The organism is Kitasatospora sp. NBC_01302 (assembly GCF_035976515.1).
In the GTDB taxonomy this organism is placed as follows: domain Bacteria; phylum Actinomycetota; class Actinomycetes; order Streptomycetales; family Streptomycetaceae; genus Kitasatospora.
This window is the reverse complement of record NZ_CP108404.1, coordinates 7,635,834-7,655,611: the sequence shown is the minus strand read 5'-3', so window position 1 is coordinate 7,655,611 and position 19,778 is coordinate 7,635,834. Positions and strand designations below refer to the sequence as shown.

At 74.1% G+C, this 19,778-nt stretch carries 15 protein-coding genes and 1 pseudogene; 9 read left to right on the top strand and 7 right to left on the bottom strand.

The annotated features are described in order from the left end of the window. Positions 1 to 91: 91 nt before the first annotated feature. Positions 92 to 1,444: an aminotransferase class I/II-fold pyridoxal phosphate-dependent enzyme gene (locus OG294_RS33530; protein ID WP_327070305.1), complete on the bottom strand. Its 1,353-nt coding sequence runs from the start codon at positions 1,442 to 1,444 to the stop codon at positions 92 to 94. A gap of 35 nt (positions 1,445 to 1,479) precedes the next feature. Here OG294_RS33530 and OG294_RS33525 point away from each other — a divergent pair, with 35 nt between their 5' ends. From OG294_RS33525 to OG294_RS33510, 4 genes are all read left to right on the top strand, one after another. Further along, complete coding sequence (locus tag OG294_RS33525) at positions 1,480 to 2,202, top strand: pyridoxamine 5'-phosphate oxidase family protein (protein WP_327070304.1); 723 nt, start codon at positions 1,480 to 1,482, stop codon at positions 2,200 to 2,202. Next, positions 2,196 to 2,831 (top strand): FMN-binding negative transcriptional regulator, encoded by a 636-nt coding sequence (locus OG294_RS33520; RefSeq protein ID WP_327070303.1) that lies wholly within the window; start codon positions 2,196 to 2,198, stop codon positions 2,829 to 2,831. Before OG294_RS33525 ends, OG294_RS33520 begins: the two co-directional genes overlap by 7 nt. A 50-nt stretch (positions 2,832 to 2,881) precedes the next feature. Then, positions 2,882 to 4,336, top strand: coding sequence for a sugar porter family MFS transporter (locus OG294_RS33515; RefSeq protein WP_442789275.1), 1,455 nt, complete (start codon positions 2,882 to 2,884; stop codon positions 4,334 to 4,336). A 127-nt stretch (positions 4,337 to 4,463) separates the two neighbouring features. After that, complete coding sequence (locus OG294_RS33510) at positions 4,464 to 5,165, top strand: dienelactone hydrolase family protein (RefSeq protein WP_327070302.1); 702 nt, start codon at positions 4,464 to 4,466, stop codon at positions 5,163 to 5,165. Here OG294_RS33510 and OG294_RS33505 read toward each other — a convergent pair. Continuing rightward, positions 5,137 to 6,237 carry a hypothetical protein gene (locus OG294_RS33505; protein WP_327070301.1) on the bottom strand — a complete coding sequence of 367 codons (1,101 nt, stop codon included), beginning with the start codon at positions 6,235 to 6,237 and terminating at the stop codon, positions 5,137 to 5,139. The genes OG294_RS33510 and OG294_RS33505 overlap by 29 nt on opposite strands. 153 nt (positions 6,238 to 6,390) lie before the next feature. On the opposite strand from OG294_RS33505, the gene OG294_RS33500 reads away from it, so the two are divergent. After that, complete coding sequence (locus tag OG294_RS33500; RefSeq protein WP_327070300.1) at positions 6,391 to 7,752, top strand: MFS transporter; 1,362 nt, start codon at positions 6,391 to 6,393, stop codon at positions 7,750 to 7,752. 20 nt (positions 7,753 to 7,772) lie between these two features. Here OG294_RS33500 and OG294_RS33495 read toward each other — a convergent pair. After that, positions 7,773 to 8,975: pseudogene (locus tag OG294_RS33495) on the bottom strand (MFS transporter); the annotation flags it as partial. Positions 8,976 to 9,019: 44 nt separating this feature from the next. Here OG294_RS33495 and OG294_RS33490 point away from each other — a divergent pair. Together OG294_RS33490 and OG294_RS33485 are read left to right on the top strand one after the other, a co-directional pair. Next, positions 9,020 to 9,658: a TetR/AcrR family transcriptional regulator gene (locus tag OG294_RS33490; protein ID WP_327070299.1), complete on the top strand. Its 639-nt coding sequence runs from the start codon at positions 9,020 to 9,022 to the stop codon at positions 9,656 to 9,658. Positions 9,659 to 9,744: 86 nt separating this feature from the next. Then, positions 9,745 to 9,981 carry a hypothetical protein gene (locus tag OG294_RS33485; protein WP_329587963.1) on the top strand — a complete coding sequence of 79 codons (237 nt, stop codon included), beginning with the start codon at positions 9,745 to 9,747 and terminating at the stop codon, positions 9,979 to 9,981. A gap of 57 nt (positions 9,982 to 10,038) precedes the next feature. Here OG294_RS33485 and opgC read toward each other — a convergent pair whose 3' ends face one another. Further along, the gene (gene opgC / locus OG294_RS33480; RefSeq protein ID WP_327070298.1) at positions 10,039 to 11,190 is read right to left on the bottom strand and encodes an OpgC domain-containing protein; all 1,152 of its coding nucleotides are present in this window, start codon (positions 11,188 to 11,190) and stop codon (positions 10,039 to 10,041) included. A gap of 103 nt (positions 11,191 to 11,293) precedes the next feature. Further along, entirely contained in the window at positions 11,294 to 13,120 is a 1,827-nt protein-coding gene (locus OG294_RS33475) for a penicillin-binding transpeptidase domain-containing protein (RefSeq protein WP_327070297.1), read from the bottom strand. Positions 13,121 to 13,290: 170 nt separating this feature from the next. Between OG294_RS33475 and OG294_RS33470 the strand changes: the two genes are divergently transcribed. After that, positions 13,291 to 15,078, top strand: a complete 1,788-nt coding sequence (locus OG294_RS33470) for a hypothetical protein (protein ID WP_327070296.1) — start codon at positions 13,291 to 13,293, stop codon at positions 15,076 to 15,078. Here OG294_RS33470 and OG294_RS33465 read toward each other — a convergent pair. Beyond that, positions 15,002 to 17,140: a tetratricopeptide repeat protein gene (locus OG294_RS33465; RefSeq protein WP_327070295.1), complete on the bottom strand. Its 2,139-nt coding sequence runs from the start codon at positions 17,138 to 17,140 to the stop codon at positions 15,002 to 15,004. The two genes, OG294_RS33470 and OG294_RS33465, sit on opposite strands and share 77 nt — an antisense overlap. 144 nt (positions 17,141 to 17,284) lie before the next feature. Continuing rightward, complete coding sequence (locus tag OG294_RS33460; protein ID WP_327070294.1) at positions 17,285 to 17,701, bottom strand: hypothetical protein; 417 nt, start codon at positions 17,699 to 17,701, stop codon at positions 17,285 to 17,287. Between the two features lie 373 nt (positions 17,702 to 18,074). On the opposite strand from OG294_RS33460, the gene OG294_RS33455 reads away from it, so the two are divergent. Continuing rightward, positions 18,075 to 19,772, top strand: a complete 1,698-nt coding sequence (locus OG294_RS33455; protein ID WP_327070293.1) for a hypothetical protein — start codon at positions 18,075 to 18,077, stop codon at positions 19,770 to 19,772. Positions 19,773 to 19,778 lie beyond the last annotated feature (6 nt).

Sequence of the window (19,778 nt, the reverse complement as noted above, 5' to 3'; positions counted from 1 at the left end):
TGCCCGCGCCGGTTACCGCTAGGTAGCTGCACCATCTTTTCCGACGTGTTACCCGCGAGTTCAGACTCCGCGGCCCAGGTGCGCCCGCTGTTCAGATCTGCCGGGCACCCGCCTCCGTGCGGCCCAGGACCGCCGCGAGATCGGCGGCCAGCCGCGGCGCCTCGGCCGGATCCAGCCGGGCGACGGTGATCCGGATCCCGGGCGGCGACTGCACCCGGAACGCCGCCCCGGGCGTGACCGCCCAGTTCCGCTGCAGCAGGCCGACCACGACCGCGGTCTCCTCCGGCACCGCGACCCAGACGTTGATCCCGCTGGCGCCGTGCGCGGCGATGCCGTGCCCGGCCAGCGCCGCGAGCAGCGCCTGGCGGCGCTCGCCGTACGCCTGCGCGACGCCGGCCGGCCCCGCGCCGTGGGTGCGCCACAGCTCGGCCACCGCGCGCTGGAGCAGGTGGCTGACCCAGCCGGTGTCCAGCCGCTGGCGGCCCAGCAGCCGTCCGACGGTGTCCTGGTCCCCCATCAGCACGGCCAGCCGCAGGTCCGGGCCGAACGCCTTGGCGGCGGAGCGGACCACCACCCAGCGCGAGCAGATCGGCCGCCGGTCCGGCCCGCAGACCAGGGTGGCAAAGGGCAGGTCGGTGATGCCGTGCCCGTGGTCGTCCTCCAGCAGCAGCACCTCGGGGTGCCCGGCGAGCACCGCGCGCAGCGCGGCGGCGCGGGCGGTGCTGACGGCGGCCCCGGTCGGGTTCTGCGCCCGGCTGGTGACGACCAGCGCGCGGGCACCGGCCGCGAGCGCCGCGGCCACCGACTCGGGCAGCGGGCCCTGGTCGTCCAGGGCGACCGGCAGGGTGCGCAGGCCGTGGGCGGGCAGCAGGTCGAGCAGGCTGCCCCAGCCCGGGTCCTCCACCGCGACCAGGTCGCCGGGCCGCAGGCAGGCGGCGAGCACCCGGTCGATCGCGTCCAGCGCACCCGCGGTGACCGCGAAGGCGGCTCCGGGCACCCCGTCGGCCAGGAAGCCCGCCGTGGCGAGCTCGACCAGGTCGGGATCGGCGGCGGGGTGGCCGTAGAGCACCGGGGCCCGCTCGGCCGCGGCGGCGGCCACCGCGAGCGCCGGGCCGAGGTCGGGCAGCAGGCGCGGGTCGGGGTTGCCGGCCGTCAGGTTCCGGGTGCCGGACGGGACGTCCACCCGCACCTGGTCGCGGTAGCTGGTGACCGGGCGGGGGCGGATCCGGCTGCCCCGACGCCCGGCGGTCTCGATCACCCCGCGGTCGCGCAGCAGGCGGTAGGCCGCGGCCACCGTGTTGGGGTTGACGCCCAGTTCCTCGGCCAGCTCGCGCAGCGGGGGCAGCCCCTGGCCCGGCTCCAGCTCGCCGGAGCCGACCGCGCGCTCGACGTCGGCCGCGATCTCCGTGGCGCGTCGTCCTTGAATCCGATAGTCTCCTAGCACAAAGACAATTATGCACTAGTACATAGGGGGCTGTCATGTCGGACCCGCAGGCGCGGCGGACCGATCGGAGCGAGGAGCAGGGCGAGGAGACGGGCACCTCCTACGCGCGCACCACGCGGACCACACCCACCCGCTACAAGGACCGGGCCAGCTGGGAGCGGGCCGAGATCCACGCCGTGCTGGACACCGCCTGGGTCTGCCACCTGGGCTTCGTCGCGGCCGGCGGTCCGGTCGTGCTGCCCACGATCTTCGCCCGGGTGGACGACCGGCTCTACATCCACGGCTCCACCGGCAGCCGCCCGCTGCGCGCCGCCGGCGGCGAGGGCGGGCTGCCGGTCTGCGTCACGGTCACCCAGCTGGACGCCCTGGTGCTGACCAAGTCCGCCTTCAACCACTCCGTGAACTTCCGCTCGGTGGTCGCCCACGGCATCGCCGAGCAGGTCACCGACCCCGAGGAGCTGACGCTGGCGCTGGACGCGCTGGTCGACCACGCGATCCCGGGGCGCTCCAAGGACTGCCGGCCCGCCAACCCCAAGGAGCTGGCCAAGACGGCGGTGATCCGCCTGGTGCTCGACGAGGTCTCGGCCAAGAGCCGCGCGGACGGCGCCCACGACGATCCGGAGGACATGGACCTGCCGTACTGGTCGGGCGTCGTGCCCGTCAGCACCGTCTACGGCACGCCCGTGCCGCTCCCGGGCACCGAGCCCGAACTGCCCGGCTACCTGCGCGACTTCCAGCCGCCCGGTGCGCCGTGCTGATCCGCTCCTGGGACCGGGGCGAGCCGGCCGAGTGGCGCCAGTGGCTGGCCGGGCGCGACTTCGGCGTGCTGGCGGCCAACGGCACGGGCGGGAGCGGCCCGGTGCTGGTGCCCACCCACTTCGTGCTGGACGCCGACCGGGGCGAGATCGTGCTGCACCTGGGCAAGCCCAACCCGCTCTTCGCGGCGATCGAGGCCGACCCGCAGGTGACCCTCGCGGTGACCGACGACTACGCCTTCGTGCCCGGCTACTGGCGGCCCAGTCAGGTGCCCACCAGCTACTACGCCTCGGTGCAGTTCGACTGCCTGGCCGAGCCGGTGGACGACGCGGCGGGCAAGGCCGCGATCCTCAACCAGCAGCTGGCGCACTTCCAGCCGGAGACCCCGCAGGTCCGGGTGGTCCCGGGCGCCGAGCCCTACGGGCCGCAGCTGTCGGGCATCCGCGCGCTGCGGCTGACGGTGCGCCAGGTGCGGGCGAAGTTCAAGTACGACGACAAGGTGCCGGCCGAGCAGCAGGCGGCGATGGCCGAGCGGCTCGCCGAGCGCGCCGGCCCCGGGGACGCAGGGGCCCGGGCGCAGCTGCTGCGGCGCAACGCGCAGCGGGGCGGCTGCCCGCTCGGACCGCCGTAGGGCTGACATACCGGGCTCGTTGCGGGGCAGACGGGCGCTCAGCTGATCTGATGGAACGGATCGCCTCCGCCCACCCCCGGGAGCCCGCCCTGTCCAGGACCGCCTCGGCCCACCCCTCCCCCGAGCTCGCCCCGCTGGGCCATGTCGTCTTCATCTCGGCGGCGGCCGCCATGGGCGGCTTCCTGTTCGGCTACGACAGCGCGGTCATCAACGGCGCGGTCACCGGCATCCAGAAGCACTTCCGGGTGGGCAGCGGCGAGACCGCCTTCGTGGTGGCCATCGCCCTGCTCGGCTCGGCAGCCGGCGCGGTCGCGGCCGGCTGGCTGGCCGACCACTTCGGCCGGGTGCGGACCATGGTGCTGGCCGCCGTGCTCTTCGCGGTCAGCGGCGTCGGCTCGATGTTCCCGCCGAGCATCCAGGTGCTGGCCACCTGGCGGGTGCTGGGCGGCATCGCGATCGGCCTCGCCTCGGTGATCGCGCCCACCTACATCGCCGAGGTGGCGCCCCCGGCCTACCGGGGCCGGCTGGCCTCCTTCCAGCAGATGGCGATCGTGCTCGGCATCACCATCTCCCAACTGGCCAACTACGCGCTCAACTCGGCGGCCGGCGGGGAGTCCACCGGCCACCTGGCCGGGATCCAGGCCTGGCAGTGGATGCTCGGCGTGGAGACGGTGCCGGCGCTGGTCTACGGGCTGATGGCGCTCAGCATCCCCGAGTCGCCGCGTCACCTGATCGCCACCGGGCGGGAGGAGAAGGCCCGTCAGGTGCTGCGCGAGGTCGAGGGGCCCGGGGCGGACCTGGACCAGCGGACGGCGGAGATCCGCGCGGTGCTGCGCAGCGAGCACAAGCCCCGGCTCACGGACCTGACCGGCGGGCGCCTCGGCCTGCTGCCGATCGTCTGGGTGGGCATCGGTGCCTCGGTCTTCCAGCAGTTCGTCGGCATCAACGTGATCTTCTACTACTCCTCGCTGCTCTGGCAGTCTGTCGGGATCAACGAGAGCAACTCGCTGCTGATCAGCCTCTCCACCTCGATCGTCAACGTCATCGGCACGGTGATCGCGATGCTGCTGGTGGACCGGATCGGCCGCAAGCCGCTGGCGCTGGCCGGCTCGATCGGCATGGCGGCCTCGCTGGGCACCGCCGCCTGGGCCTTCTCCTACCGCCACGGCACCGGCACCAGCGCCACCCTGCCGAGCGCGCAGGGCACCGTGGCACTGGTCGCCGCCCACGTCTTCGTGCTCTGCTTCGCCTTCTCCTGGGGCGTGGTGGTCTGGGTGCTGCTCGGCGAGATGTTCCCGAACAGGATCCGCGCGCTGGCCCTCTCGGTGGCCGCCTCGGCCCAGTGGATCGCCAACTGGGCGATCACCGTCAGCTTCCCCGACCTGGCGGACTGGAACCTGTCGGCCACCTACGTGATCTACGCCTGCTTCGCGCTGCTCTCCATCCCGTTCGTGGCCTTCTGCATCAAGGAGACCCGCGGAAAGACGCTGGAGGAGATGGGCTGACGCCCCACCGGTGGCGCGCGACACGCCGATCATGGGCCGGGAACTGACTGCCGCTCGGCTCCCGGCCCGCATACCATCATCCCCGCGGGCCGCCCGGCCCGGTCCGCGGCTCACCAGGAGATGCCCGATGGCCGACCCCACCTCTGGAGCGCAGAACGTCACCTTCCCCAGCAACGGGGACCAGGCGCACGGCTACCTCGCGCTGCCACCCGCCGGGCGCGGGCCCGGGCTGCTGGTGGTCCAGGAGTGGTGGGGGCTGACCACCCACATGACCTCGATGGTCGACCGGTTCGCCGCCGAGGGCTTCCTGGCGCTGGCCCCTGACCTGTACGGCGGCGCCACCACCCACGACCGCGCCGAGGCCGCCGAGCTGCTCGCCGCCCTCCCGGCCGAGCGCGCCGCGCAGGACCTGCGCGGCGCCGTCGACTTCCTGCTCGAACACCCCGCCCTGGTCGGCGACGCGGTCGCCGTGGTCGGCTTCTGCATGGGCGGCGGCTTCGCGCTGCGCCTGGCCGCGCAGGAGGGTGACAAGGTGGCCGCCGTGGTCCCGTTCTACGGCCTGCCACGCGAGCAGGGCTACGACTACCGGGGCCTGACCGCCCACGTCCTGGGCCACTTCGCCGAGTACGACAAGGGACTGCCCACCGAGGCGGTCGACGAGGCCGCCATCCTGATCGGCGAGGCCACCGACCGCCGCCCCGAGATCCACTTCTACCCGGCCGGCCACGCCTTCATGAACGACGAGAACCTGCTGGGCACCTACGACCCCCTGCAGGCCAAGGTCGCCTGGCGCCGCACCCTCAGCTTCCTCCGCGGCCACCTGGGCTGAGGGCTTCGAAGGCGGGGTAGCCGGGCAGCGTGGGAGCGCTCCAGCCCGACGCCACGGTCGTCAGGAGCCGCTCCATCGTCCCGCTCAGCGCCGGCAGTCCGGGCAGCGCCGCCGCCTTCGCCCAGCGGTGGCCCAGCAGCTGGCGCCGGGTGGGCACCGGGCGCCGGGTGCGGTGCATCGGAGCGTCCTCGGGCAGGGCGCGCGGCAGCAGGCCGACCGTCAGGTCCACCGTCCACACCGCGACCGCCTCGGTCATGCCCTGCTCCCAGCACGCGTCCTCGGCCAGCTCGGGCCAGCTCGCCACCACCTCGGCGCGGAAGGTGCGCTCGACCTCGTCCGCCAGCGCCGCCGGCGGCTCGAAGACGCACCAGCAGGTGGCGAAGGGCATCCGGCAGTAGGCGGCGGTCAGGAAGACCGACTGGAAGCAGGCCGACTCGAAGTCGATCAACCGCAGCCCCCCGTCGGTCAGCAGGTTGTTGTCCGGGCAGGTGTCACCGGGTGTGAAGCCGGGGTAGCGCTCACCACCGGCCGTGCCGATCCGGGCCAGCTCAGCCGCGAGCCCCGGGGCGGGCTCGACACCGGCCGCCGCGAGCACGGCGGGCAGGTCGGCAGCATTCTGCGCGATCCACGGCTCGTGCGTCCAGGACGGCAGGCCCTGGTCGTAGCGCGCCCACAGCCGCTCGAACTCCGCGCGCCGGGTGGTGCCGGCGGCGGCCAGCCGGCCCAGGCCGCGCGCCCACGCCAGCAGTCCGCGCTCGGCGGCCTTCGGGTCGCTGCCGAGCAGCAGGTCGGCCAGGGTCGGCGCGGTGCCCAGGTCCGCCATCACCAGCAGCGGGAACTCCCGGTCCACTGCGAGCAGTTCGGGCCCACCCAGGCCGAGGGCGAGCCCGGCCGCCTCGGCGGTGAAGGCCCGGTGCGACTCGGGCTCGGCGGTGAAGGCCTTGACGATCACCGTGCCGCCCGCATCCGTGCGGCAGCGCAGGACGGTGCTGCGGCGGCTGCCGCCCAGGTCCACCGGGTCGGTCAGCTGACGGCCCAGCAGGGCGCTCGCGGTGCGGAGGATCTGGTCCATCGGGGCATCGTGCCAGCACGGAGGCCTCGGCACAGTTGATTTTCGATCAGCGCCGAGTTGTTTTCGATCGGCTTCTGCCGGGTAACTCACCCAACCTGTCCGTACCTGTCCGTAGCGTGGACAGGCAACCATGCCACCGTCATAGTCAGGCGAATGCCGAACCGAACCAAGGGCCACACCCGTCCGCCCGCCTGGGCCGGCCGCGAGTACCTGATCCAGACCGGCGCCACCGTGGTCAGCGGCCTCGGCAACGCCGGCGCACCGATCGCCACCGCCTTCGCGCTGCTGCGGATGGGCGGCGGCGCCGCCGCGATCGGCTACGTCACCGGCGCGCGGCTGGCCGCCACCGTGCTCTTCCTGCTGATCGGCGGCGCGGTGGCCGACCGGCTGCCGCGGCACCGGGTGATGGTCGCCGCCAACATCGGCAACGCGCTCTCCCAGGCGGCGCTGGCGGGCCTGGTGCTGACCGGGTCGGCCCGGCTGTGGCAGGTGGTCCTGCTGGCCGCGGCGAACGGGATCGGCCAGGCCTTCTACGCGCCCGCCGCCGAGGGCATGATCATGGAGTCGGTCGACCAGGAGCAGGCCCCACGGGCCTTCGCGCTCTTCCGCACCGCGCTGAACTCCGCACAGATCGGCGGCGCCGCGCTCGGCGGCGCGCTGGTCGCGGCGGTCGGACCGGGCTGGGTGCTCGCCCTGGACGCCACCACGCTGGCGGCGGCCGGCGCGCTGCGGCTCTTCCTGCGCGGGCCCGCGCCGACCGGGCACGTGGCGGACGGGCACGCGGCGGACGCCGTCGCCGAGCGTGGGGCCGGGCCCGGAATGCTCGCCGATCTGCGCGAGGGCTGGCGGGAGTTCACCTCCCGGCGCTGGCTGTGGGCCGTGGTGGTGCAGTACGGGGTGGTGAACGCCTGTCTGATCGCCGCCGAATCGGTGCTCGGCCCGCTCGTCGCCGACCAGCGGCTCGGCGGTCCCCGGCCGTGGGGCCTGGTCAACGCGGCGATGGGCGCCGGGCTGGTGGCCGGCGGCCTGCTGATGGTCCGTTGGCAACCGCGCCGGCTGCTGCTGGCCGGCACCGCGGGCGTGCTGCTCTTCGCCCTGCCCGCCGCCACCCTGGCGGCCGGCGCGCCGCTCGCCGTGCTGGGCGGCGCGATGTTCGCCTCCGGGATCGGCGGCACGGTCTACGGGGTCTGCTGGATGATCGCGCTGCAGCAGGAGATCCCGGCCGCCAGCTTCTCCCGGGTCGCCGCCTACGACTGGTGCGGCTCGGTGGCGCTGGCCCCGGTGGGCACGATGGCAGCCGCGCCACTGGCCGGCGGGCTCGGCCTGAACGGGGCGCTGTGGGCCTGCGCGGGCGGGATGACGCTGCTGTCGCTGCTGGTGCTGGCGGTCCCCGAGGTGCGGCAGCTGGCCCGGGTGACGGCGGACTCGTCCTCGACCGCACCGCGCCCGCCGGTGCCCGCCCCGGCCGCGGGCCGCCCGGAGACCGTTCCCGGCCCGGCGGAGGCGGCGGCCTGACCGCTCCCCAGCAGCCGGAACACCAGCGGCGCGACCAGCACCATCAGCACCGCGCCCACCAGGAAAGGGGCGCGCAGCCCGTAGCCGTGGGCCAGGACCCCGGCCAGCGCCGCGCCGACCGCGATGCCACCGTTGGCCACCATCTGGTAGGCCATGCCGACCCGGCCGAGCAGCTGCTCCGGCACCAGGTCCTGCCGCAGCGAGACCGCCAGCACGTTCCAGGCCATGCTCAGCGCCCCGTAGCCGACCGTGGCGCAGCCCGCCGTGCGCCAGCCGTCGGCCAGACCGGCGGTGGTCAGCGCCAGCGCCGAACCGAGCATGGTGACCAGCAGCGTCCAGCGCATGCCCAGCCGCCGGCCGAGGCGGGGCGCGACCAGCGAGCCGAGCACGCCGCCGACCGCGAAGGCCATGCTCAGCAGGCCGTAGCCGACCGGGCCCAGGTGCAGGATCCGGCGGGCGTAGAGCACCAGCACGGCGAGCACACCGCCGAAGACCAGGTTGGCCGTGGCCGCCGTCAGGCAGAGCGTGCGCAGCACCCGGTGCGCGGCCAGCCAGCGCGCGCCCTGGAGCGCCTCGGTGAAGAGGCCGGCCGGCGCCTGCCGGTCCGCCGGTGCCTCGGGCCGCTCGACCCGCAGCGTGCCCGGCAGCAGGAAGACCAGCAGAGCCGCCAGCGCGAAGGAGACCGCGTCCACCGCGAACGGCGCCAGCGCCGCGAGCCCGAAGCAGACGGTGCCCAGGGGCGCGCCGAGCAGCGAGTCCGTCACCAGCGCGCCCGCCTGCAGCCGCCCGTTGGCCCGGGGCCGGTCGGCCGGGCGCACCACGGCCGGCACCACCCCCGCCCAGCCCGCGTTGTAGAGCGTCTGCCCGCAGCCCAGCAGGAACCCGACCAGCGCGATCAGCGGAATCCCGGCGATCCCGCAGGCCACCGCGGCAGCGAAGCCTGCCACCAGCACCGCCCGGCAGGCGTCCACCGTCCAGAGCAGGCGCCGCCGGTCCACCCGGTCGGCCAACGCCCCGGCCGGCAGGCCGAACAGCAGCCACGGCAGCTGCTCGGCGACGGTCACCAGGGCGAGGTCGCGCGGGTCGCCGGAGATCCGGGCGGCCAGCAGCGGCAGCGCGACGAACCGCATGCCGTCGCCGAGCGAGGAGACGGTGACCGAGGTCCAGAGCAGCCGAAAACGGGATCCCAGCGGCTCGGCGGCCGCTCCCCCAGCGGGAAACATGAACTAGACTCTGGTTCAGCTTTGAGGTGCTGTCAAGGAGCGCGATGACCGAGAACGTCCCCCCGCCGCCCGCCGGCATCCTGCGCGAGCCGCAGCAGCAACGCAGCAGGGAGAAGGTCGCCCGCATCCTGGCGGCCACCACCCGCCTGCTGGAGGAGCATGCGTACGAGGAGATCGGCACCAAACTGATCGCCGCCGAGGCCGGCGTCTCGATCGGCGTGCTGTACCGCTTCTTCCCGGACAAGCACGCGATCGCCGGCACACTGACGCTGCGCTGGCTGGACGAGTTCCTGGAGCTGACCGAGCGCGCCCTGGCCGGCCCGCGCCCCGCGACGGCCGGCGAGCTGACCTCCCGGGTGCTCGACGCGCACGTGCGCTTCCGACGCGAGCAACCGGGCTTTCGCGGACTGTGGTTCAACGGCCCCCCGCAGCCGGCCCTGCGCGCCTACGACGAGGAGAACGACGCCCGGCTGGCTGCCGCGATCCGCACCGTCCTGGTGAGCGACTACGGCTACCCCGACACCCCCGCCTTCGCGCTGCGCACCGCTCTCGCCGTCTCCACCACGGGCAAACTGCTCGACACCGCCTTCCGCCACCGGCCCGAGGGGGACGAGGCGGTCCTCGCCGAGATCAGGCTGATGCTGAACGGCTGGCTGCTCGACCGCTCCCGCTCGTCCGGCTGAACTCGCCGACGCGGCACAACCTTTCACCCCCGGCGGCGGTCTCACCCGACAGGACTTCGAGGTCCGCCGCCCGGGAGGGAGACCCGTTGCCACGGCCGCCGCAGCTCTTCGTCTCCGACCTGCCGTCCGCCCGGCCGGAGGACCGCTGCTGGCTGGTCGAGCTGGCCGGCGTGGACGGCCGCCGGTACGCCTACCGGGTCTACGCCTCCGAACACGCGCTGCCGGGCGACCTGTTCTGGTCCGCCCTGCACCACCACGACGAGGGGCCGCTGCCGCGTGCGCTCGACCTCTTCGACAGCGCGCTGATCCGCCTGCTGGGCTGACGGCCGGGCCCCTGACAGCTGCGGGTGCCGCGGTCCGGCCCGCGGCACCCGCAGCCGCTACCGGGGGATCAGGAACGTCAGGAACCGTGCGCGCACCGCGACGTAGATCACCGCGATCACCGAGACGTCGAAGAGGGTGTTGCCCCAGAAACCGCGTGGCCCGATCACGAACGGGATCAGGAAGACGAAGAAGCTCTGCGCGACGTAGACGTACAGCGAGCTCCGGCCGAACGGCAGCAGCACCCGGCCCACGGTCCGCGCGATCGGCTCCTCGAACCTGCGGACCAGCAGGAAGGTGCCCGCGAAGCTGATCGGGGCCGCGAACGGGCGCAGCAGCCCCAGCCGGTTGTTCTGGAACAGGTGGTTGTAGGTGGCCGGGTCGACGATCAGTTCGGGGTGGAAGAGCAGGATCATGCCGACCACGTAGAGCGCGATGGTCGCCACGACCAGCCCGGTGCTCAGCACGCGCCGCGCCGTGGGCGAGAGCCGGCCCACCAGCCGCCGCAGGTCGTCCCAGTGGTAGCCGGCGATGGTGCCGAGGAAGAAGTACACGCCCCACTGCAGGAACGGGCTGAAGAACTTGGTGTCGTAGTGCGAGGGCAGCAGGAAGCCGGCGTAGGCCAGCAGCACGACCACCGGCGCCAGGCGGCGGGAGAGCAGCCACACCATCAGCGGCGCGAGCAGGAACATCGGCACGTAGAAGGTCAGGAAGTCCGCCCAGCCGTAGGTGTAGCGCAGGGTCAGGGTGTTGGCGACCAGGCCCAGCGGCGAGGAGTCGCTGTCGAGGCCGTCCTTGACGTTCGAGATGCCGTGCGCCACCGCGAGACGGCCGATCACGGTGAACAGCAGGGTGAGGGTGACGGCCAGCACGTACAGCTGGCCGGCCCGCTTCCAGGCATTGCGCGCCATCCGCATCGGGCCGTGCTGCTCCAGGTCGCGGCGGCGCAGCATCCCCACCAGCAGGCCGGAGATCAGGAAGAAGTTCTCGGCCTCGGAGACCAGCAACGAGCCGCGACCGTCGAAGAGGCCCAGCAACGAGGGGACGTAGTCCAGGTGGACCGCGGCGAGCACCCCCACGTAGTACCCGCGCATCAGATCGAGCGTCAGAAGGCGGGGCCGTCTCGCGACGGTCCCGCCAGGACCGGTCAGACCGGTCGCGCGCGCGGTGACGTTGGCCGGGGCCAGGGCAGGCAGATGCAGGAACGTCATGTGCCCATTGCGCCAGGCAAGTCTTTGACGCAGGTGAGAAGAGGGTTCACCCGGGCTCAGATATCAGGATCTTCTCAGGTTCCGCCGCGTGGCGTTCCCGGTGCTATCCGTTGCCGACCGCCAGCACCTGGGCCACCGCGCTGCCCGCCGCGCCCGCGCCGTGGCCGCCGCCCTCCACCTCGGCGGCCACCGCGAGGTTGCCCCGGTAGCCGGTGAACCAGCTGTTGGGGGCCGGGGCGCCGTCCACGTCCGCGGTGCCGGTCTTGGCGCCGACCTCACCGCTCAGGCCCGCCATCGCCTGCTGGGCGGTGCCGGCGGCCGCGGTCTGCGCCATCATCGCGCGCAGGCCCTTGGCCACCGGGGCCGGCAGCGACTCGGCAGCCTTCACCTGCTGCTGGCCGGGCAGCAGGACCGGCTGGCGGAAGGTGCCGTTCTGCACGGTCGCGGCGACCGAGGCCATGGTCAGCGCGTTGGCCTGGACGGTGCCCTGCCCGATCGCCTCGGCCGCCGCCTGGTCGGAGGCGTCCGGGTCGCCCGGCACCGGGATCCTGGCGTCGAAGCTCTGCACGCCCGGGGCCGTCGACCAGCTGAGGCCGATGCCGAACTGATCGCGCGCCACCGTGGTCAGGGTGCCGGAGGGAAGCTTGGCGCTCTCGTTGATGAAGGCCGTGTTGCAGGACTGGGCGAAGTCGTCGGCCAGCGTGTAGCCGGGGAACGAACCCTGTTCGTCGTTGTGCCAGAGCCGGGGCGAGTTGGCGGTCTCGGGGCAGGCCACCGGGGTGCTCGGCGTGTCACCGGCCTCCAGCAGGGCCGCCGCGGTGATCACCTTCATCGTCGAGCCGGGCGCGAGTTCGGCCAGGAACGCCTGGTCGAAGCCGCCCGCGGGCGCGTTCGCGACAGCCAGGATGTCGCCGGTGCTCGGCTCCACCGCGACCAGGCCGGCGGCGTTGCTGCCCGCCTGGCTCTGCAGTGCCTGCTCGGCGGCCCGCTGCACGTCGGCGTCCAGGGTCAGCCGCACCTGGCGGCCGGCCGACGGCGGCGTCACCACGAAGAGCTGCTGGGCCGGATTCCGGCCCGAGTCGTCCAGGAGCACCACGGCCTGACCGTTCCCGGTGTCCGGGTCGGCGCCCCCGTCGGGTGGGGCCGCGGACGACGCGCCGGCCGGGGAGAGGGCGGCCGAGGACGAGCCGGCGTTGCTCTGGATCGCGGCGATCAGCGGGGCCAGCGAGGGAAAGCCGGCGAGCGAGCGGCCCTTGCGGTCGGTCACCACCGCGGCCGCCTGCGGGGCGATCGCGCGCAGGGCGAGCGTCTGTCCGTTCGTCAGCTGCGGGTAGAGCACGCTCGGCGCCCAGTGCACCAGGGCCCGACCGTCGGCGGTGCGCAGCACGCCCAGCTGTCCCTGGTACTGCCAGGCCTGCGCGCCCGCGGCCGGGAAGCCGACCGTGGCCGTGAACCCCAGCGTCAGTCGGCCGGGCGCGGCGAGGGGCGATGCGCCCGACCCGGCGCCCGTGGCGGGCGAGGCGCTGTCCGGGGTGAGGGCCAGCGCGCTGAAGCCCAGTTGCTGGTGGAAGGCGCCGAGCGCGTCACCGGCGTCGCCCGGGTCGTCGGTCAGGCCGGCCGCGCTCGTCAGGTCGCCCTTGGCCCAGGCGGCCAGGAAGGCATCAACCGTGCCGGCGGCCTCGGCGGCGGTGGGCGGGGTGGGCGAGGCCGTCGCGCCGGACGCCGTGTGCGCGGTGGCGCCGGGCGCGGAGCGGGTGCCCAGCACCGCGGAGGCCAGGTTGTACGCGCCGCAGCCACCGACCGTCAGCAGGCCGGCGAAGACCAGCCCGCAGGCGATCCGCACCGCCGTGCGCGAGGGAGTGCGGCGGGCGGTGGGCGGGTCCTGTCCGTCGTGGCCCGCGTCCGCCCGGTGTTCGTCCTCGGGTTCCATCTCCGTGCTCCCCCTGTCGTCGGCCTTGACCGCTGTTCCGTGAGTCTGACGCGCCGACGCGGGAAGATGTTGCGGCGATTTCGATGAATCTTTCCCGGGCCGATCCGACGTGCATACTTACCGTCCGGACGCCGTCGGACGGCCCCGGTGAGCGGACGAGGGAGGGTGCATTGCGCGAGCGGTCGGACGACTGGATCCGTGTTCCGGTCGGCGATGAGGCGCACCGATGGGCCACCCGCGGGCGGTGCAAACGGGTCCTGCTGGTGGTGCACAACGTGACGGCCGCCACCCGCCTGCTCGACGTCATCCCCCTCTTCCGTGACGACCTCCGGATCCAGCTGCTGGCCACCTGCACGGGGTCCTCGCCGTTCGGGGCGGGCGTCACGGCTCTGCTGGCGTCGGTCGGCGTGCCGGTCCTCCCCTGGGAGCAGGCCACCCGGATACCGGTCGACCTGGCGATCTCGGCCAGCTTCGGCGGCCAACTCGACGCGATCAGAGGGAAGTTGGTAGTCCTGTCGCATGGCGTCGGATACAATAAGACGCTCGCAGCACCGGACACCGGACACCGGACACCGGACACCGGACATCCGGTCTTCGGCCTCGCCCCCGAGTGGCTCCTCGCCGACGGTGCTCCGGTCGCCGACGCGATGGTGCTCTCCCACCCCGAGCAGCTCGACCGGCTGCGCGAGGCGTGCCCCGAGGCAGTGGCGACGGCGGTGCTCGGCGGGGACCCGTGCTTCGACCGCATCCTGGCCGCCCGTCACCACCGTGACCGCTACCGGCGGGCGCTGGGTGTCCGCCCCGGACAGCGCCTGCTGCTGCTCAACTCCACCTGGAACCCCGCCTCGCTCTTCGGGGACGGCGGCGAGGAGGACGTCCTGCCACTGCTGCTCCCCCGGCTGACCGAGGAGCTGCCGCTGGACGACTACCGCCTCGCGGCCGTCCTGCACCCGAACATCTGGCACGGCCACGGCGCCGGCCAGATCCGGCTCTGGCTGGACCGGGCGCGCCGGGCCGGCCTGACCCTCGTCGACCCGCTGGACGGCTGGCGCCAGGCGCTCATCGCCTCGGACCTCGTCCTCGGCGACTTCGGCTCGGTCTCCTACTACGCGGCCGCCCTGGGCACACCCGTCCTGCTCGGCGCGGCGCCGCTGGACCTGCTCGGCCCCACCTCCCCGGTGGCCGACTTCGTGCGACGAGCACCCCGGCTGGACCCGTTCGCACCACTGCTCCCCCAGATCGACCGCCTCCTCCACGGGCATCAACCGCTGCCCGGCCCGGCCGAACTGACCAGCTCGGCCCCCGGGCGGTCGGCCGAGCTGCTGCGCGGGCTCTTCTACCGCCTGATCGGCACCCCGGAGCCCGCCGGACGAGCCGTGCTGGAGCCGCTCCCGCTGCCGCCCCACGAACCCGCGCCGCGCCGCGCACCACTGCGCGTGCTGACCCAGCTGCTCGACGGGGCCGAGGGCCCCGAGATCGCCCTGCACCGGTACGCCGACCCGCGCCACGAGCCCCAGGGCCCCGGCGAAGGTCAGCTGGCCGTTCCCGAGGACACGCTCGACCCGGGCGTCCTGGCGCTGGCCGACCTGATCCTCCGCCACGGCCCCGCCCACGACCCGCGCCTGGGCACCCCGCAGGCATGGGCCGCCGAAGTCCTGGAGCGGCACCCCTCCTGCACCCTCGCGGCCTACCTCACCGAGCCGGACGGCTGCACCGCACTGCACCGCGACGGCACGCTGTTCCGCCTCACCGCCGCTCCGGCCGGCGCCGACCCGGCCGCACACGCCTCCGCCCTGCTCGCCTGGCTGGGCGCCGGCCGGGCCGTCCCGCCCGGCCTGGAGCTCGCCGTCCGCACGGGGGCCGGCGTCGACCGGGTGAAGGTCACCGCTGTGGCTCCCGGCAGCGCCGGCGCAGCGCCTCGAGATGGACGAGATGGGTCTCCGCCTTCTCCTCGGTGAGGATCACCGCGGCCTCGTCGATCAGGGCCAGCGCCTCGGCGGGCCGCCCGGCGAGCAGGCGGGTCTCGGCGAGGTCGGTCAGCGTCCGGGCGGCGTTGTACTGCTCGCCGCCGTCGGCGCTGCGGAAGAACGCCAGTGCGCCGCTGAGCAGCTCGTCGGCGTGGGTCAGGTCGCCGAGCCCGCGCCGGGCCCGGCCGCGGTGGCGTTCCAGCAGGGCGCGGGCGCGCGGCAGCTCCTTGGCGTCCGGGTCGTCCTCGGCGATCCCGTCGAGCACCCGGTCGGCCTCCTCGAAGCAGCACAGCGCGTCCTGGAACCGCCACTGCCGCAGGCGCAGCAGGCCCAGCGACTCGACCGCGGTGGCCCGGCCCAGCGGCCGCCCGGTGGCCCGGGCGGCGTCGCCGGCCGCGCGCAGCTGGGTCTCGGCCTCCTCGTAGAGCTGGGACTCCATCAAGCCGTGGGCGAGCTGGGTGTGCATCCGCGCGACCATGCGCGGATCGAGGTCGCGCAGCCGGCCCGCGGCTCGCGCCCCGGCCCGCAGAGCGGGGAGCAGGACGTCGACGTGACCGACTTTCAGCTGCCAGGCCCAGAGCGCCTCCACCAGTTGGCAGACGGTGTCCGGATCCCCGAGGTCCTCCGCGGCACGGACGGCTTCGAGGAGGTTGCCCATCTCCTCGCCCAGCGCTGCCAACGCCTTGCCCTCGTCCTCGTACGGACCTTGGCCCAGCTGCTCGAAGAGGGGGCCGACGTGCCAGCGCTTCGGCAGCGCCCGGTGGTCCGCCCGGACGGCGACGTGCAGGTACCACTCGACCAGCGCAGCGGTGGCCGCGGCGCCGGCGGCCGCGCCCTCGGTCCGCAGCGCCTCCTGCTCGGCGTGCTTCCGCGCGGCCGGGCGGTAGCGGTACCGGCCGCTGCCCGCCTCCTCGAGCAGGCCCAGCGCGGTGAGTTCGGCGAGCATCCGGGCCGCCTGTGCGTGCGGGACGCCGGCGGCCACGGCCGCGCTGTCGGCGCTGACGGACGGCCAGGGGCGGAGCGCGTTGCGCCGGTAGAAGGCGGCGAGCTGCGGGTCGAACTCGCGGTACCGGTCCGCGATGACGGTGCGCACCGGATCCGCGGCGGTGCTGCCGCCGCCGTGCCGCGGGGGCACCGCCGTCAGGTGCCGGGCCGCCGCACGCAGCGCGAACGGGGAGCCGGCGCAGCGCTCCAGGACCGAGGGCAGGGTGGCGCGCGCCGCCGCGACGGCCTGCTTGCCCGCCACCTCGACGAGCAGGCGCTTGGCATCCCGCTCGGGCAACGGCCCGACCTCGATCGGCACCGCGTCCAGACCCGTCAGGGGACGGCGGGCGATCACCACGAGGAAGACCCCCGGAGCGGTGGTGATCAGCGGCTGGACCTGGCCGGCGGACTGGGCGTGGTCGAGCACCACCAGGAGGCTCCGGTCGGCCAGCAGGGTGCGGTAGAGATCGACCCGGTCCTCCAGCGTGGCCGGCAGCTGTGCGTCGGGCACGCCCAGTCGGCTCAGGAAGTACCGCAGGACGACGGCCGGTTCGGGCGCCGAGCCGAGCGCTCCGCCGCGCAGGTCGGCGTAGAGCTGGCCGTCGGGGAAGCGCTCGGTCTCCCGGTGCCCGAAGTGGACGGCCAGCGCCGTGGTCCCGATCAGCTCGGGCCCCACCAGCATCGCGATCCGGGCCCGTCCGTCCGGCTTGCGCGCCGCCTCGCGCTGCAGGGCGGCCAGTTGCTTCGCGCGGTCGGTGAAGAAACGGGTCGACGGCGGCAGCAGCGCCGGCGCACCGTGGCCCGGCGAGCGCCCCATCGCTCCCGCGGCCCCCATCCACACGGCCAACGCCTGGGCCTGCTCCGGTTCCTGCCGAAGCCGCTCCACGATCAGCGCAGCCAGCGCCGCCCGCTCCTGGGCCCCGCGGGGAGCCGGAACCTCCCGGCCGAACGCCCGCCGGACCACCCCGCCGAAGGATTCGTAGACCGCCTTGCCCGCCTCGGTGGCCATGCTCGCGCTCATCGCGCTCAGGACTCCCGTGACCGCCGAGACCGACAGCGGATCCACCACGCGCCACCCCCTGCTCCGTCGGCACAGCCGACCAGCACTGCTGCTCCTACCCTGCGTCACCCCAACCGTAGCCCCCGCAGGCCCCGTTGTCCGGCAACCCCTTCGTCCACGACCACCACCGGCGCCCGTGCGGGGACCGGCCGGCTACTGGGTGCCGTAGGTCAGCTTTCCGACGGTTCCGATCTGGAGCACCGTCCCGTGCACGGTTCCCTCGTTGTGGTTGTGCACGACGACCGAGGGCTGAGCCGCGTTCCCAGGGTCCAGGATGTCGAGCAGCGAGCGCAGCTCAGCCGCTGCTGCCGGATCGCTCGCCAGTAGTTCGCGCAGGCGTGACTCCCAGTCCTGCTGGATCCTCTGGACGACCGCACCATCGCCGGTCTCCTCGGCGAGCGCGAGTTCCGCGTACGCGACCTCCAAGCGCGCCGCCTCGGCCCGGTCGGCACGACCGTGGGTCAGCAGCCGGCCCGCCCGCTCCTTCACCTCCCCCCACAGGTCGGTTGCCGCGGCGCTCACGAACACCGCCGCGCCGCTCATCGCCAGCTCCACCAGTTCCGCCCCCATGGCGCCCCTCCTTCGACCGGGCTCGGGCAACCACCCTAGAGACAGCGGGAGTGGTTGGGTAGTGACCGTCCCGGGCGTGCCCGCATGCGGCGGCCGCAGGCGGCTCTGCCGCGCCACCACTGGTCACATAAAATGTGCTCACGATGCCAGCTCTGAGCAAACGGGGCGGTCAGCCAGTCAAGATGCCCGCTTCGCCGACTCAGGGAATCGAGGTCCAGGGGTTGTCCAGGAGCCGATCATGCGGTATCCAAAGTGGCCGCGAGCCGCGAGCCGCGAGCCGCGAGCCGCGAGCCGCGAGCCGCGAGCCGCGAGCCGCGAGCCGCGAGCCGCGAGGCCGTAGAGATCAGGGTTGAGCCAATGGTGCGGGGCGAGCGTGGACGGTAGGGCGAGTCTGCGGGCCCCGGTCGGCCCGGACGCCTGGCGCTGGCGTACCTTCCAGAGCGTCCGGACCCTCGTGGTCCCCGCCCGCACCGTCACCTCCACGGTGCGGGTGCTCGAAGTCCTTCCCGACCTGCTGCGCGGCGACGACCGGGTCTGCGTCGTGTTCGCCTACGATCCGACCTCCGCGTTCAGCGACGGGGTGCTGGAGCTGCTGCGCAGCGCGGATTGCCGCTTCGTCCCCTGGGACCACCTGTCCGATGTCGCGCCGCACCTCATCCTGTCGGCCAGTGAGAACATCGACCTGCCGGACAGCGACTGCCCGGTGCTCGTGCTCCCGCACGGCGTCGGTTTCCAGAAGCTCGTCCCCGACTCCCGCAGCACCGGCAGCCGACTGTCCGGCATGGTGTCCGAGAGGCTGCTGAAACGGGCCCGGCTTGCCGTCTCCCACCCGGACCAGGCGGCTCAGCTGCTGGCAGCGCACCCGGAGACCGAGGGACGCACCGTTCTCATCGGCGATCCTTGCTACGACCGGCTGGTGGCCAGTGTGCCGCAGCGCGACACGTACCTGCGGGCACTGCGCCTGGAGCCCGGCCAGCGGCTGGTGGTGGTCAGCTCGACGTGGGGACCGACCTCGCTGATCGCCCGGGTCCCGGATCTCCCTGCCCGCCTGCTGGCCGAGCTCCCGCTCGACGAGTACCGGGTCGCGGTCGTCCTGCATCCCAATATCTGGTCGACGCACGGGGCTTGGCAGATCCGCACGCTCCAGGCCGCCGCGTTGGAGGCCGGGCTGCTGATCATCCCGCCCACGCGCGGCTGGCAGGCGGCCGTCGTCGCCGCCGCCGCGGTCGTGGGCGATCACGGCTCGGTGACGCTGTACAGCGCGTCGCTGGGGCGGCCCGTGCTGCTCGCGGCCTTCGGCGACGACGCGGTGCCCGGGACCGCGGGGGCCGAGCTCGGTCGACGCGCTCCTCGGCTCGACCTCCAGGCCCCCTTGCGCGCCCAGGTCGAGCAGGCCATCGCCGGCCAGGAACCCGACCGGTGGACCGACATCGCACAGCGGGCCTTCGACCAGCCGGGCCGGGCCATGGAGCGACTGCGCTCCGCCGTCTACGACTTGATCGGGCTGCCGGAGCCGACCGGCCCGACACCCGTGCACGCGTTCCCGGTACCGCAGGTCCAACCGGGCCCGGTCACCGCGGCGGTGGTCTCGCTCCACCTCACCGCGGACGCCGACGGCTGGTCGCTGGCCGTGGAACGGTATCCCGCTCCGGTCGCGCGCCGGGCCGACGAGGGCCCCGGCGAGTTCCGCTACCTGGCCTGCGACCTGGCGGAGCCCGATCCGAAGCAGGTGCTCAACGCGTCGGTGCTGATCGAGCGGACACCACTCGACGCGACCGCGGCCACGCACCGGATCGCCGAGATCCTCCGGGCCTGTCCGGGAAGCCGCGCGGCGGCCACGGCGCTGGAGACCGCCGGCGAACACCTCGTCGGGCTGCGGGACCACCGCCTGATCCGGGTGACCACCGCCGACGGGGCGGCGGACCCCGATCTCGCAGCAGCCGCCGTCTACGCCTGCCTGCGTGCGGACATCCCCCTCGACGGAGCCCGGCTGACCGTGCGGATCGGTTTCGCGCGGACACCGGCCGTGCGGACACGGACCGTGGAGCTGCGTCAGCTCCGGAGAGGTTGAGGCGGT

Coding starts and splice junctions, on each gene's coding strand:
- OG294_RS33510 (WP_327070302.1), top strand. CDS start 4,464: ATGGCCGACCCCACCTCTGGAGCGCAGAACGTCACCTTCCCCAGCAAC.
- OG294_RS33500 (WP_327070300.1), top strand. CDS start 6,391: ATGCCGAACCGAACCAAGGGCCACACCCGTCCGCCCGCCTGGGCCGGC.
- OG294_RS33525 (WP_327070304.1), top strand. CDS start 1,480: ATGTCGGACCCGCAGGCGCGGCGGACCGATCGGAGCGAGGAGCAGGGC.
- OG294_RS33515 (WP_442789275.1), top strand. CDS start 2,882: ATGGAACGGATCGCCTCCGCCCACCCCCGGGAGCCCGCCCTGTCCAGG.
- opgC (WP_327070298.1), bottom strand. CDS start 11,190: ATGACGTTCCTGCATCTGCCTGCCCTGGCCCCGGCCAACGTCACCGCG.
- OG294_RS33505 (WP_327070301.1), bottom strand. CDS start 6,237: ATGGACCAGATCCTCCGCACCGCGAGCGCCCTGCTGGGCCGTCAGCTG.
- OG294_RS33475 (WP_327070297.1), bottom strand. CDS start 13,120: ATGGAACCCGAGGACGAACACCGGGCGGACGCGGGCCACGACGGACAG.
- OG294_RS33490 (WP_327070299.1), top strand. CDS start 9,020: ATGACCGAGAACGTCCCCCCGCCGCCCGCCGGCATCCTGCGCGAGCCG.
- OG294_RS33460 (WP_327070294.1), bottom strand. CDS start 17,701: ATGGGGGCGGAACTGGTGGAGCTGGCGATGAGCGGCGCGGCGGTGTTC.